The sequence below is a fragment of the Hymenobacter sp. genome (assembly GCF_031398885.1).
Taxonomy (GTDB): domain Bacteria; phylum Bacteroidota; class Bacteroidia; order Cytophagales; family Hymenobacteraceae; genus Hymenobacter.
In genome coordinates, this window is sequence record NZ_JANNOD010000086.1 from 1 (window position 1) to 12,990 (window position 12,990).

A 12,990-nucleotide genomic window follows, 5' to 3' on the forward strand; every position below is an offset into this window, starting at 1 on the left:
GGCCCACACGCCGCGGGTGCGCCAGCGGCTGAAGCGCACGAACACCCGGTGCCACTGCCCCAGGTGCGGGGGCAGGTCCCGCCACGGCAGGCCCGTGCGGCCCACCCAGAGCACGGCTTCGACAAAGCCGCGGTTGTCCTTCGCCACGACCCCGCGCCGGCCGGCCCGGCCGGGCAGCAGCGGCGCAATCAGCGCCCAATGACTATCGGTGAGCAACGTGCGGTCGGCGTTCATCCTGAAAATAAGCCTGCTACGCCATCAGCGCGGTGAACGTTCTTGAGAACACGCCCTAATCTGACTTTGCGAAACCTACTTTAACCCTTGCGAAACCTTGCGCTAAATACCGCCACCACTAAAATCAACACCGCCAAAATCTGCGCCCCCCGGCCAATCAGCTCGCCGAAGCGGACGTAAAACGTTATTTCCTCGTTCAGGTGCACGGTGGCGCGGCTGGCGGTGGGCGTCCAGGCCGGCTCGCGCTGGGTGATTTCGCCCTTCTGATTAATGAAGCCCGTGAAGCCCGTGTTGGCCGAGCGAGCCAGGTCGCGGCGCGTCTCGATGCAGCGCAACTGGCCGTAGCTCAGCAGCTGGCGGTAGCCGGGCGAGTCGTGCCACCAGGCGTCGTTGGTGATGAGGCCCAGCAGGGTGGCGCCGTTGCGCACGTATTCGCCCACGAAGTCGCCGTAAATAGACTCGTAGCAGATGACCGGGGCCAGGCGCAGGGTGGGCGCGTTGGCGGGCGCGGGGTACACCGTGCGCCTGGGCTGGCTGCCCACGCTGCCCACGGTGCCGCCCAGGTCGATGTGCGAAACGATGGCCGCCAGCACCGGCGGCACCTTTTCCACGCCGGGCACGAGGCGCGACTTGTGGTAGAAGGCCACGGGCGCGGCGGTGCTGGCGAAGTAAGCACCGGTGTTGAACACATCGTAGTAGCCGAGGTCGTCGCGGTAGCGGACGGTTTCGCTGGCGGCTTCTTTGTTTGGGTACGAGCCGAGGGTGGTGATGCCGGTGAGCAGCGTCACGCCCGGATGCTGCCCCAGCCACTGCCGCACGCGCTGAATTTTGGCGTTGCTCTCAATCGTATTTTCCCAGTAGGACTCTTCCAGCGCCGTTTCGGGCCACAAAATGAGCCGGGTTTGGGGCGTGAGCTGCCGCTCGGACAGGGCCAGCAGCCGGGTCAGTTGCTCGTCGTAAGGCACGAACTTGGCACCGCCTTCAAACTTCTCCACGTACGGGTCGAGGTTGGGCTGCACGACGACGACCTCCGCCGGGGCGCCTTTTTCTTGGTACACTGTGCCAATGAGGTAGGATAGGGCAATGGGCCCTGCGATGGCCAGGAGGGGAATTAAAAATTGAGAATTAAAAATTAAAAATGAAGGCCTCACCGCAAGCGAATTATTGCTCCCAACGGCTGTCGTGCGGGTCTCATTTTTAATTTTTAATTCATAATTTTTAATTAACCAACTAAAGAACAGCAAATTCACCGCCCACACCCACACCGAGCCGCCGAGGAAGCCGGTGTACTCGTACCACTGCACCCACTGCGGCGCGGCCGCGAAGCCGTTGCCCAGCGTGAGCCAGGGCCAGGTAATGTCCCAGTGCAGGTGCAGCTGCTCGAAGGCAATCCAGAACACGGGCAGCGACAGGTAGCCCAGGCGGTTGCCCAACCGCTTCTTCGTCTGGCGAAAGGCCATGAGCGGCAGGCACATAAGCAGCGCGTTGAGCACCACGGCGGCAATGCCGGCGGGCAGGTCGGCGTAGCTCACCCACCAGGTAGTGAGGGCGTTCCAGAGCACCAGAAACAGGTAGGTGTGGGCAAACACGCGCCGCTTACGGGCACCTTGCAGCGTGAGCTGCCGCTCCATTAGCAGGTAGGGCACCCAGCCGATGAACAGCAGCGGCACCAGCACCGCGGTGGGGTGCGGCGCCCAGCCGCCCCAGAGCAGCAGCGCGCCGAGCACGGCCAGCACCGCCGGGCGCGGCCACCTGCTAGTCTTCGCCGTCGAGGTCGTCATCGGCATCAGCGGCGCGGGAGTGGCGGTCGGCGCGGCCGGGGCGGGGCGCGCGGGGGGGCGGGGTGAGGTTTCCTTCGACGACAACGACAATTTCTCCTTTGATGGTGGCCCGAGCCGCGAAGTCAGCTTCTAGGCTGGCCAGCGTGCCGGTTACGGTTTCTTCAAACAGCTTGGTCAGCTCGCGGCTCACGGAGGCCGGCCGCTGCGGGCCCAGCACCTCGGCCAGCTGGCCCAGGGTCTTGACGATGCGGTGCGGCGACTCGTAGAAAATCATGGTCCGGGTTTCGGTGGCCAGCTCCTGCAGGCGGGTCTGTCGGCCTTTCTTCACCGGCAAAAACCCTTCAAATGTGAACCGCTCGGCCCCAAACCCCGACTTGAGCAGCGCCGGCACCAGGGCCGTCGGGCCCGGCAGGCACTCCACGCCGAGGCCCCGCGCCAGGCACTCGCGCACCAACAGAAACCCGGGGTCGGAGATTCCCGGCGTGCCGGCGTCGGACACCAGGGCCATGGTTTCGCCGGCGGTCAGGCGGGCCAGCAGGCGCGGCACTTGCTGGTGCTCGTTGTGCAGGTGGTAGGAGAGCAGCGGCTTTTTTAGCCCCAGGTGCTGCAGCAGGCGGCCGCTGGTGCGGGTGTCCTCGCAGAGCACCGTGCCCACCTCGCCCAGAATGCGGATGGCCCGCAGGGTAATGTCCTCCAGATTGCCAATGGGCGTGGGAACCAGGTAGAGAACCGTGTGGGGCATGGCGCAAAGGTAGCCGCTGCGCTTAATGAGGGAGAAAGAAGAATGAAAAGGAGCAAAAGGAACGTCATGCTGAGCTTGCCGAAGCATCTCGCTCGCATTGTTGAACGATTGAATTACTTTCCCATGCGAGATGCTTCGGCAAGCTCAGCATGACGTTCCTCATTGCTCATTGCTTATTCCTCATTCTTCATTGCTCATTAAGCGCAGCGTGCCTTGCTGCCACGGCATCAATGGCGGCGGCTAGCTGCCGGTCGCGCTTGGTCACGGTGTTGCCGGCGTCGTGGGTGCTCAGGCGAAATTCCACCACGTTGTACTCGTTGCTGAACCAGGGGTGGTGGTCGAGGCGCTCGGCTTCGGCTGCTACCTCGGTGAGGAAGGCGAAGGCGGTGGTGAAATCAGCGAAGCGGAAGCTGCGGCGGAGGCTGTTGTCGGTTTCGGTCCACATGGGTTGATTCTTTTGATGTGCTGACTGGTGGAGGTACTGAAGGCGCTCATTGTACCCGACGTGCCGGGCGGAACTTGCGGGCGATGCCAAAATTGGGCACAACATAAACGGCTAAACCAAAGTACACTATTTCCCCGTTGCCTCGAAACCCCAGCAGCACATCAGCACATTATTAAACCCAGCACATTAATCAAATGGCCATCGACCCCAACAACCGTCCCATCCGCGTCATCAACGACGATACGACCAACGAAGAAATGGAGGCCGGCCACCACATCCCCAACGCCGACCCGCCCAAGAACGACGCCGCCCGCGGTGGCTTCGGCAACCGCGACGGTAAGGAAGGCTTTGGCTCCGATACGTCGGGCGGCGAAACCGCCGTGGGCGTGAACGAAACGGCCGACAATATGAGCCCGCCGCAGGACAACATGCGCTCGGCCGATGAAGGCCGCCCCGACCGCCCCAACCAGGACCTGCCCCCAGCCGACGAGTACACCGAGTCGATAATCCCGACTGGCCGCCCCGTGGATGAGCTCGACGCCCACGACATGCGGCCCGGCCCCGACGAGATGGGCAACCCCAACTCCCGCGTGGGCATGGGCCAGATGGAGCCCCGTCCCGTCGCGCCCATCACGGGCACCGACACCAACGCCGAGCTCAACGACCCTAACGCCACTGACACGGCCATCGACCAGTAGCTTTCTAATGTGCTGATTGCCTGATGCGTTGATACACTGCCCGGTTATAGCCGAATGGTCAAAGCTCACAGCTAGCACAACAATCAATCAGCACTTCAACACATTAACACATCAATCACCGCCATGTCCTCGCACCACAACGACCAAAAGCCCACCGAGCATCCCGACAAGCGTAACCTGGAGGGCCAGCCCAAAGCCGACGCCCTGCCGGTGAACGACACCGACGAGCAAACCGAAGAACAGCTCGAACAGGACGCCCTCGACGCCGGCCTGCGCCACCCCAACCGCGGCCACGACAAAGCCGAGGTGGACAAGCCCGCATACGGCGGCGGCCACTGAGCAGGGTCGTAATTTCCTTCAAGTAAAACGTCATGTCCCTGCAGCCGGGGCGTGACGTTTTGCTTGGGGCCTTTCCGTTCATCAATTACCCGTTGCCCGTGCGCTACGCCACCACCGACTTGCACGGCTGCCTGCACACGTTCCGCCACCTCGTGGAAGAAGAGCTGCGCCTCACCTCGCAGGACGAGCTGTACCTGCTGGGCGACTACGTGAACAAAGGCCCCGACAGCCGCGGCGTGCTCGACTACCTGATGGGCCTGCAAAGCGCCGGCTACCGGGTGCAGTGCCTGCGCGGCAACCACGACCAGGCCCTGCTCGACGCCGCCCGCCAGCGCTGGCGCTGGGACTGGCTGGGCCCCCGCGGACGGCTGCCCGCCCTGCGCAGCTTTGGCGTGGCGCGCCTCGCCGACATCCCGGCGCATTACCTGGCCTGGCTCTCCGCGCTGCCTTACGAAATTGAGCTGCCCGACTTCCTGCTCGTGCACGCGGGCTATGATTTCGCGCTGCCGGTGGCGGCCATGCGGCAGGACCACCACAGCATGCTCAACATCAAAAGGTTTGTTTTCGACCCCGCCCGGCTCGGCGGCAAGCGCTTGCTGCACGGACACGTGCCCACGCCCACGGCGCAGGTGCGCAGCCGGGCCGCCACCCACCCCGGCGCGCTGGGCCTGGACACTGGCTGCGTTTATCGCCACAACCCCGAGCTGGCCCACCTGGCCGCCCTCAACCTCGACACCTGGGAGCTGACGCTGGTGCCCAACCGCGAGCCCGCCTACGCCATCGGCAAGCGTTGAACTACGAGGCTTGGCCCGGGCCCCGTCTTTGCTCAGCGGGGGTTAAGCGGGGGTTTGCATTGTACGATTGTGAAGCGCGGCGTAGTGAAATCCAACAACTAACAAATCTATATTTTAACAGGGCGGCTATACGGAATAATCACAGCTGAAAGTGGTTGTTCATGCGCCGGCCAGTACGAAAAGCCGCCGCACTCTGGATTTATTTGGGGCTAATTATTATTGCCAGAAACAAAAATTTAATTGCATTATCAACCGGCAGAGGTTGGATGTAGGGAATAATGAGCCGGCTAATTTGGACTATCTCATTTCATAATTGGGCTTCCTATTGTGGACGAAGAAGCCGCGGGATAAGTTTGATGAATGCTATCCCGTTTTGTATCCGGCACTGGCTGATGTTGGGAAGGTGATGGGGCGCTTGCGAACGAGATACAATTTTAAAACACCGGGGCCCTTTGATTCTTTGAGCGCGACGATTGATAAAATCGGGATTTCAGCAGCATCTACGGTAGCTCTAATTCTACAGTAGCTTTGATACGGTGTAACGGCTCATTTTTACCCTCCATTTTCTCATTTCTATGAAACACGATTTACACGCTACCGCCTATTCCTTCAACTTGACGCCGACGCATTCGGGGCGGGCGCGGGGCCGGTGGCAATTAGTAAGCCTGCTGCTGGGCGCGCTGCTGCTGCTGGGTGGCCAGGGCCAAGCGCAGGTCATCCTCAAGGTAGGCACGTCCGCAGGGGCTACCTACCCCACAATTACGCTGGCCCTGGCGGCGGTGCCTTCGCCGCTCACGCAAGCCTACGAATTGGAGCTGTGGGATGCTGCCTACACTGAGAACGTGTTGCTCAACAAAACCGGCACGCCCACCCGGACGCTCACCATCCGGCCCAAGGCCGGGGTGAGCCCGGTCATTACCGGCACGGTTACCTTCGGCGCGGGCAGCCGCTACGCCACGCTGGACGGCAACAACGGCGCGCCGCGCGCGCTCACGGTGCAGCAGCCCAGCATCGCGCTGCCGGCCGTGGTATTCAGCGGCGACGCCTCCGAAAATAAGGTGAGTGAGGCGAAGATACTAGGCTCGAATACCTCACTGACTAGCGGCGTGGTGGTGGTGGGCGACGGCGTGAGCACCGGCAACGACCGCAACACCGTGACCAAGAGTTTCGTGGGCAACGCTTTTATAGCCCAACTGCCGGCTAACCTCGTGTACGCGGCCAGTGCGACGGGCACCAACGACAACTTTACCCTGAGTGACTGCGAGCTGTTCAACTTCACCAACACTGGCGTGCTGGTGGCGGCCGGCAACGGCAACGATTGGACCATCAGCGGTAACAGCTTTTACTACAACGCCTTCACCCTGCCCAGTACAGCCCAAACGGCCATCGACTTTCGCCCCGGCCCCGCGGCCAACGACGCCCTGGTGAGCGGCAACTTCATCGGCGGCCAGGCGGCCGGAGCCACTGGGGGCGCTTGGGTGAACAACGGCATCCTGGACTTCCGGGGCATTGTGATAAGTTGCGGGTCTAGCACCACCGACATCAATCAAGTCACCAACAACACCGTGAGCCAGATTAGCTTAACTGGCACAGGCCCCGAAGCCCTCACTGCCTTGAGCGTGGAGGGAGGCCGTGTTGAACTGACTGGCAACATCCTGACCAATCTAACCAATACCGGGCCCAGTGCCAATGGCGTCAATGTCCTGATAAGCAAAGGTGTGACCATCCTGGATTCCTTCCTGGTAGGCAACGGCCAGCTAATGCTGGTATATGGCGGCACAACCCAGGTGCTGGGCGATTTCACTAATGCGGGCGTCCTCACCCTATCTGGTGGCAATATCCGTGTTGACGGCAACTTTATTAATTCCGGTACCTTGGCGCAGACCGATGGCGTCCTTGAAATAAAGGGTGACATGCTGGGGCTTGGCCTTTTTAGCAGCACTACGGGCTTGGTGAAGCTGACCGGGGCTAGCAACCAGAAAGTAAGCGGAGGTCTCTATTTCAACCTGGAAGTAAATGGTAGTGGCACTAAAACTTTGAATCGAGATGCTTCCGTTATCAACGGCGTGCAGATGGTTGCTGGTTTTCTGAGTACAGGTTCCCATAGCATCATCTTGGGTAATGCAGGCACTTTATTCGAGACAGATGCCAGCTATGTGCTGGGCGAGGTGGAAGTAGAGCGCACGCCCTTGGTCGGCGGTTCCGAAAGCTTCGGCGGCGTGGGCCTGATGCTGGAGCCGACTTTGGCATCGTTACCGCCCGGCCCCACCTTGGTCAAGCGATTCACCGGCACGCCTTCGGTGGGCGTGGGTGGCCGCCAGGGCATCAAGCGCTATTTTGACATCAACGCTACTGTCAATACGGGCCTGAACGTGGTTATGACCATCAGTTATTTCGCCCACGAGCTGAATGGCATTGCCCCGGCCAACCTGCGTTTCTTTAAATCTGTCGACAACGGCGTGACCTGGCAGAACCGCGGCCGGAGCGCCGCCGGCGAGGGCTTCGCCGTGCTCAACGGGGTGAACAGTTTCTCGCGCTGGACCCTGGGCGACGTTGCCGCCCCGCTGCCGGTGACCCTCACCGCCTTCCGGGCCGAGCGCCAGGGCCGCAACGCCCTGCTCACCTGGGCCACCGCCACCGAAACCAACAACCGCGGCTTCGGCCTCGAAGTCTCCCTCGACGGCAAGGCGTACCGGGAAATTGGCTTTGTGCCCGCCGAAGGCAACAGCACCACCCCCCGCAGCTACCGCTTCGTGGACGCGGCCGCCGGCAAAACCGGCCCCCGCTACTACCGCCTGCGCCAGGACGACCGCGAGGGCCCTTCGCAGTTCTCGGCCCCGCAGCTGCTCAACTTTGACGCCCTGCCGGCCGCCTTCGCCGCCTACCCCACCCGGTTCGGCGCCGACCTGACCCTGGCCCTGGCCCACCCCACCGCCACCACCGCCACCCTGCGCCTGCTCGACGCCCTGGGCCGCGAAGTGTGGCGCCAGGAGCAGCCCGTGACGGGCGGCGCGCCCCTGCACGTGCAGCCCGCCTGCGCCGCCGGCAGCTACGTGCTCACGGCCACGATGGACGGCCAGGTGTTCCGCCAGCGCGTGGTGAAAGACTGAGGCAGGAGCCGCCCGGCAGGGCCGCTTTGCTTATTGAAAAGCCCCGGCCGCACTGCGGTCGGGGCTTTTGATTTATTGGCATGGCTGGCTAAAAAGTAGTAGTATTTCGGATGTCACATATAGCTGCTTTTTTCAGGGGTGAGGCGGCCGTTGCTGGCGAATAAACAATGCTTGGCAAGCCGCATTCGCACTTTATATCCAATTAGAGTGGTTTCTTAGTCAGTGTATCTCTTTCTCGTCTCCCCTCTCCTTGGGAGAGGGGCCGGGGGTGAGGTTAACCCAGCCGCGCCGTGGACACGGACTTGGAAACCGCTGTAAGAAAGCAAAAGCCGCCTGCTTAAAGCCAAAAACCGATGTCACAATCTAAGGCCAAAGTGTCCTTTTTTCACGATGATAAAGGCAGAGCTTTACCGATGCAAGAGGCGTACTTATCTTGAATAGCATTCCACTGTTCTTTTTACGCTAATCCTTTCCATTCATGGTACGCAAGCTGCCCGTTTACTTGGCTCTGTTGCTGCTCACCCAATGCAGCAAGTGCAAGCAGGACGACCCCGCCCCGCTCGACCAGCTCCCGCCCGCCACCCAGACCGGGGCCAACACCTTCGGCTGCCTCGTCAACGGGCAGGCTTATACTCCTAAGGGGAGCAATGGTATGAGCAACTTTTATGTCTCTTACGACCCAACTTTTCGAGGTGGTGCTTTTGGCATCGAAACTTACCGGGTAGAAGATAAAGGCCTTACCCGGTACTTGAACATTGACGCTGCTCCAATCAATGCCGTGGGCAGCTACTCATTGAATTTAGGAGCAGGGGAAGTGCTTTACTCTAGTGGAGAAGGGTCGCTTTGTGGATTTATGTATGATAGCCGCGACGTGACTTACAGAAAGGCGACCTTAATTATTACGCGATTTGATAAAAATAGCCGAATAGTAGCTGGGACTTTTGACGCGGTAATTGCGCGCAATGGCTGCGACACGCTCAAGATTACCCAGGGGCGCTTCGACAAAAAACTGTAGGCCGTTTCGCTTTTCACTCCATCCCACCTTTCCTCTTTTGATCGGTACGACCATACGCTTTCCCCTTCTGCTCCATGCTCTGCTACTGGGCCCCGCCGCCCAGGCCCAGGCCCCCGACCCGGTGCGCGAGAAGCTTGACCTCGTCTTCGCCAACATTGACAAGAGCCAGGTGCCCATCCAGCGGTTCGATGGCTACTCCTAGGCCCTGACCGGCTCGGCCCGCACGGATGTAAGCGTGTTCCGCCACCTCGAAACCGCCACCGTCGACGCCGACGGCTGGCACGACGTGGGGCGGGGCCCCGGCTCGCCCGAGGCCCAGCACATTTCCTTCCTCACCATCCAAAACCTGGAAGCCAGCGTGGTGGAAGACGTGGCCCGCATCCGCCGCCACCCGCTGGTGCCCGGCACCATCCCGGTCTACGGCTACATCTACGACGTAAAATCCGGCCAGCTCATCGAAGTGCCGGAAGCCACCGCAGCGGGCCGCGTGGCGGCGTAAGCCCGGCGCTTATCGTCGGCCACTTTAAGCACAAGGCCCCGACTCGCTGGGAGTTGGGGCCTTGTGCTTGAGAAGGCTGGTCACGCTGCAGGGCTGGTCGCGCGGAGGGGAAGGATTGCCCCGGCCTGGGGCCTCGCAATGACGGCTCTTTGCGCACCGCCCCGCCACTTTGCCGCTACTGGTACTGCACGTAGAGCGGCGCGGGCGTGAGGGCGATGACCTCCTTGGGCGTCATCAGGTGCGAGCCCTTGGGCTTGATGTCGTACTCATAGAACAGCTTAAAGCCGGTGTACTGCACGGGCTGCTTTTCGATGTAGGCCTTATAGGAATCCTTTTTCAGGGTGGGGCTGCCCCAGCCGTCCATGTGCATCACAATCTGCACGCGGGGGTCGGTTTTGATGTTTTTGGTGTTCGTAATCATGCCTTGGGTGAAGCGGTGCACGGTGAGCACCTTGGGCGGCAGCTTGTTTTCGCTCACGATGCGGGCCAGGAAGCCCACGGCGTAGTTCACGTCCTTGGCGTCGAAGGTGCCGATTTTCTTGCCGGGGCGCACGCCCTTGGTTTCCATGGCAAACTCGGGGTCGATGCCCAGGTGCACGATGGGGTCTTTGAGGTATTTTTCCAGCTTGGGCAGCTCGGCCTTCAGGTTACTCAGGCCCACCTGCACGTCCATGAACAGGATGCAATTGTGCTCCTTGGCCCAGCCAATAACCTCCTCGATAGTGGCCGAGGAGTTCATCAGGCGGTACTTGCCGTCCTGGCCGGCGGCGCCCTGGGCCGTGATGGTCACGTTGTGCAGGGCCGCCTGCACGGGCAGGCCGGGGTCGGCGGCGCGCCACTCGGCCAGCACCTTTTCAAACTTGCGGAACATCTGCTCCTTGGGCTCGCGGCCCAGAATGCCCATGCCCTTCGAGCGGATGTTGCCGTAAAATGCCACGATGCGGTGGCCCGGCAGGATGGCGCCCGGCAGCGCCCCGCTCTTGCGCACGATGGAGTCGGCCCGGAGCGAGTCGCGCCGCATGGCCAGGGCCCGGAGCTTGAGGGTATCGACGGGGGCGGGCTTGGCGGCGGCACTGTCGGCGGCGATGCCGCCTTTTTTGCCCTCGTTAGGGCTGGTCTGGCAAGCGGGCAGGCCGGCGGCAACCAGCAGGCCCAAGGAGGCGGCCACGACGGCAAGCCGCGGCGTTTGGAAAAATAACACTGAGCGAAAACGAATTAGAAGGCCAATACGGCCCGCAAGTTAGCCCATCCGGGGCGTTTGCCGCCGGACCTTCCGCAGAAAAGCCCCGGTGGCGGCCCGGGCTTTTCAAACGGTTTCGCTGGGTCGACGAAGCCGTGCAACCGGCAATTTCCGACACCACCAGTTGCTTTTCGCGGCTGTTTAGAGCCTATCCGAAAAATAAATTGAACGTCATGCTGAGCGCAGCCGAAGTATTTTTCGGACAGGTTCTTAGTTGGCAATTGATATGGGCACAGTGAAGCTCACGTTGACCGCCTTACTATTCTGAGTGCCGGGTATGAACCGCGGCAACTGTTGCACCGCCGCCACCACGGCCGCGTCGTATGCCGCGGCCAAGCCCTTGATAATTTTCACGTCCTGCACGTTTCCGTCTTTCATCACAACGAACGAGACGAACACCCGGCCTTGTTTACGGTCGGCCTGCGCCGCGCTGGGGTAAACCAACTTGCTTTGGATGTATTCCACGATAGCCTTGTTGCCGCCACCGCCCGGTAGCTGCGGCATTTTCTCAACGTAGGTATACACTGGTGGCGATGACTGCAACGGCGCGTCGCCCTCGCGGGCCAGCCGCGGTGGCGGTGGCGGTGTGCCCTCTGGCAGCACGGCGTTGGGTTTGGGCACGGGCACGGGTCCGCCCTGCGCGGCCGTTCGCCCACCGGCAACGATGACGAACAACACGGCCGCCACCGGCAGCACCAACCACTGCTTCCAGCGGCGAATGGGAGAGGTTTTCTGTATCATGGCAATGCGACGTAAGGTTTGGGAGTGAGAAAAGGAATGCGCAAGCGGAACCGAGAAGCCAAGGCGGCCGGCCACTTGCCGGGCCAAGAGGCGAGCGTAGGAATGCGTAGGGGAAAAGGCTGGCGCCGCGGCCGCCGCGTGGCGCAGGGCGGCCTCATCGGCCAGGTACTCGTGGGTGAGGGCCAGCGCCCGGCCGCATAAGTGCACGAAGGGGTTGAACCACAGCGCGGCCCGCAGCAACTCCAGCAGCAGGCGGTCGTAGGTGTGGCCCTGGCGCACGTGGGCCAGCTCGTGGCGCAGCACCTGGGCGGCTTCGGCGGGACTGAGCGGCCGGGTTTCGTCCCAGAGCACCGCGCGGCCAAACGAGCTGGTGGGCAGCCGGCCGTGGGTGCGCACGAGGGTGTAGCCGACGCATTTTTCGCCGCTCAGGCCGCGGGTGGCCCACCACAGCCGGACCAGGCCCAGCCCCAGCCGACCCAGCAGCAGGACTACCCCGGCCGCGTAGCCGGCCCCCAGCCAGACTGCCCAGTTCGGGGCGGGGGCCTCAGTTGCAGCGCCCGCGGCCCGGACCTCGATGGCCGGCAGCAGCACGTGGGTCACGCCCAGCAGCGTGGCCGGGGCCGCCGCCCAACCCGCCGGCCACGCCAGCGGCAGCAGCGGCAGGCCCGCGGCCAGCACCGGTCCCAGCCCCAGAAAGGCCCGGTTGTAGGCAAAGCTGCGCTCGCCGCGCAACGCCAGGCGGTAGCAGAGCCACCAAGTGCCCAGCAGCCCCGTGCTGAGCAGCATCCAATTAAGCAGACCGGGTGGGTTCATCGGAATCGGAGGTTGGGGGTGAGGAGGCGAGGCGGAGCAGCTCGTCGAGCTGGGCGGCATCGAGGTTTTCTTCTTTGGCGAAGAAGGAGACCAAGCGGCCGAAGGAGTTGCCAAAGTGGCCGCCCAGCAGCTTGCGCAGCGAGAAGCGGCGGTAGTCGTCCTGGGCCACCAGCACGAAGTAGCGGTGGGTGCGACCGAAGGCTTCGTGGTCGACGAAGCCCTTGGTTTCGAGGATGCGGACGATGGTGGACACGGTGTTGTAGGCCGGCGCGGGCGCGGGCAGCTCGGCCAGCACGTCCTTCACGAAGGAGGGGCCCCGGCGCCACAGCACTTGCATGACTTGTTCTTCGGCGCGGGTGAGCTCGGGGAAAGCGGGGGTCATGAGAAGACGGCAATTTTTACGTAAAGCAAACGTACAACTAATTTTTTAGTTATCAGACTAATCATTTAGTTGTCCTGCTTCCTAATTTATCTTGGTTGCATGTGCGATAACGAATTGGTCTTCGGGCAAAAATATTACCCGAGGGCCAGCATCTTTT

At 62.0% G+C, this 12,990-nt stretch carries 14 protein-coding genes; 7 read left to right on the forward strand and 7 right to left on the reverse strand.

Features of this window, described 5'->3' with window-relative positions:
• The 4 genes from RMO51_RS16500 to RMO51_RS16515 form a co-directional block, all read right to left on the reverse strand.
• Window positions 1–234: transposase (locus tag RMO51_RS16500; RefSeq protein ID WP_310396461.1), on the reverse strand; the 234-nt coding region annotated here is incomplete at its 3' end.
• 80 nt (window positions 235–314) lie between these two features.
• Window positions 315–2,021, reverse strand: coding sequence for an apolipoprotein N-acyltransferase (gene lnt, locus RMO51_RS16505; RefSeq protein ID WP_310396463.1), 1,707 nt, complete (start codon window positions 2,019–2,021; stop codon window positions 315–317).
• Window positions 1,990–2,757 (reverse strand): 16S rRNA (cytidine(1402)-2'-O)-methyltransferase, encoded by a 768-nt coding sequence (gene rsmI / locus RMO51_RS16510; protein ID WP_310396465.1) that lies wholly within the window; start codon window positions 2,755–2,757, stop codon window positions 1,990–1,992. The genes lnt and rsmI overlap by 32 nt, the downstream gene beginning before the upstream one ends.
• Before the next feature lie 187 nt (window positions 2,758–2,944).
• Window positions 2,945–3,307: a 4a-hydroxytetrahydrobiopterin dehydratase gene (locus RMO51_RS16515; RefSeq protein ID WP_310396466.1), complete on the reverse strand. Its 363-nt coding sequence runs from the start codon at window positions 3,305–3,307 to the stop codon at window positions 2,945–2,947.
• Window positions 3,308–3,396: 89 nt separating this feature from the next.
• Between RMO51_RS16515 and RMO51_RS16520 the strand changes: the two genes are divergently transcribed.
• The 7 genes from RMO51_RS16520 to RMO51_RS16550 all read left to right on the forward strand — a co-directional run bounded on the left by RMO51_RS16520 (window position 3,397) and on the right by RMO51_RS16550 (window position 9,657).
• Entirely contained in the window at window positions 3,397–3,900 is a 504-nt protein-coding gene (locus RMO51_RS16520; RefSeq protein ID WP_310396468.1) for a hypothetical protein, read from the forward strand.
• 123 nt (window positions 3,901–4,023) lie between these two features.
• A complete protein-coding gene (locus tag RMO51_RS16525; RefSeq protein ID WP_310396469.1) occupies window positions 4,024–4,239 on the forward strand; it encodes a hypothetical protein in 216 nt (71 codons plus the stop codon).
• Between the two features lie 32 nt (window positions 4,240–4,271).
• On the forward strand, window positions 4,272–5,033 hold the full coding sequence (locus RMO51_RS16530; protein WP_310396471.1) for a metallophosphoesterase family protein: 762 nt from the start codon (window positions 4,272–4,274) through the stop codon (window positions 5,031–5,033).
• Between the two features lie 575 nt (window positions 5,034–5,608).
• Window positions 5,609–8,143, forward strand: coding sequence for a hypothetical protein (locus RMO51_RS16535; RefSeq protein WP_310396472.1), 2,535 nt, complete (start codon window positions 5,609–5,611; stop codon window positions 8,141–8,143).
• 478 nt (window positions 8,144–8,621) lie between these two features.
• The gene (locus RMO51_RS16540; RefSeq protein WP_310396475.1) at window positions 8,622–9,158 is read left to right on the forward strand and encodes a hypothetical protein; all 537 of its coding nucleotides are present in this window, start codon (window positions 8,622–8,624) and stop codon (window positions 9,156–9,158) included.
• 37 nt (window positions 9,159–9,195) lie between these two features.
• The gene (locus RMO51_RS16545) at window positions 9,196–9,360 is read left to right on the forward strand and encodes a hypothetical protein (RefSeq protein ID WP_310396476.1); all 165 of its coding nucleotides are present in this window, start codon (window positions 9,196–9,198) and stop codon (window positions 9,358–9,360) included.
• 33 nt (window positions 9,361–9,393) lie between these two features.
• On the forward strand, window positions 9,394–9,657 hold the full coding sequence (locus tag RMO51_RS16550; protein ID WP_310396478.1) for a hypothetical protein: 264 nt from the start codon (window positions 9,394–9,396) through the stop codon (window positions 9,655–9,657).
• A gap of 175 nt (window positions 9,658–9,832) precedes the next feature.
• Here the strand turns inward: RMO51_RS16550 and RMO51_RS16555 are convergent, their stop codons facing one another.
• The 3 genes from RMO51_RS16555 to RMO51_RS16565 all read right to left on the reverse strand — a co-directional run bounded on the left by RMO51_RS16555 (window position 9,833) and on the right by RMO51_RS16565 (window position 12,833).
• Window positions 9,833–10,825 (reverse strand): hypothetical protein, encoded by a 993-nt coding sequence (locus RMO51_RS16555; RefSeq protein WP_310396479.1) that lies wholly within the window; start codon window positions 10,823–10,825, stop codon window positions 9,833–9,835.
• A gap of 282 nt (window positions 10,826–11,107) precedes the next feature.
• Window positions 11,108–12,451 (reverse strand): TonB family protein, encoded by a 1,344-nt coding sequence (locus RMO51_RS16560; protein WP_310396481.1) that lies wholly within the window; start codon window positions 12,449–12,451, stop codon window positions 11,108–11,110.
• Complete coding sequence (locus tag RMO51_RS16565) at window positions 12,429–12,833, reverse strand: BlaI/MecI/CopY family transcriptional regulator (protein ID WP_310396482.1); 405 nt, start codon at window positions 12,831–12,833, stop codon at window positions 12,429–12,431. The genes RMO51_RS16560 and RMO51_RS16565 overlap by 23 nt, the downstream gene beginning before the upstream one ends.
• Window positions 12,834–12,990: the final 157 nt, after the last annotated feature.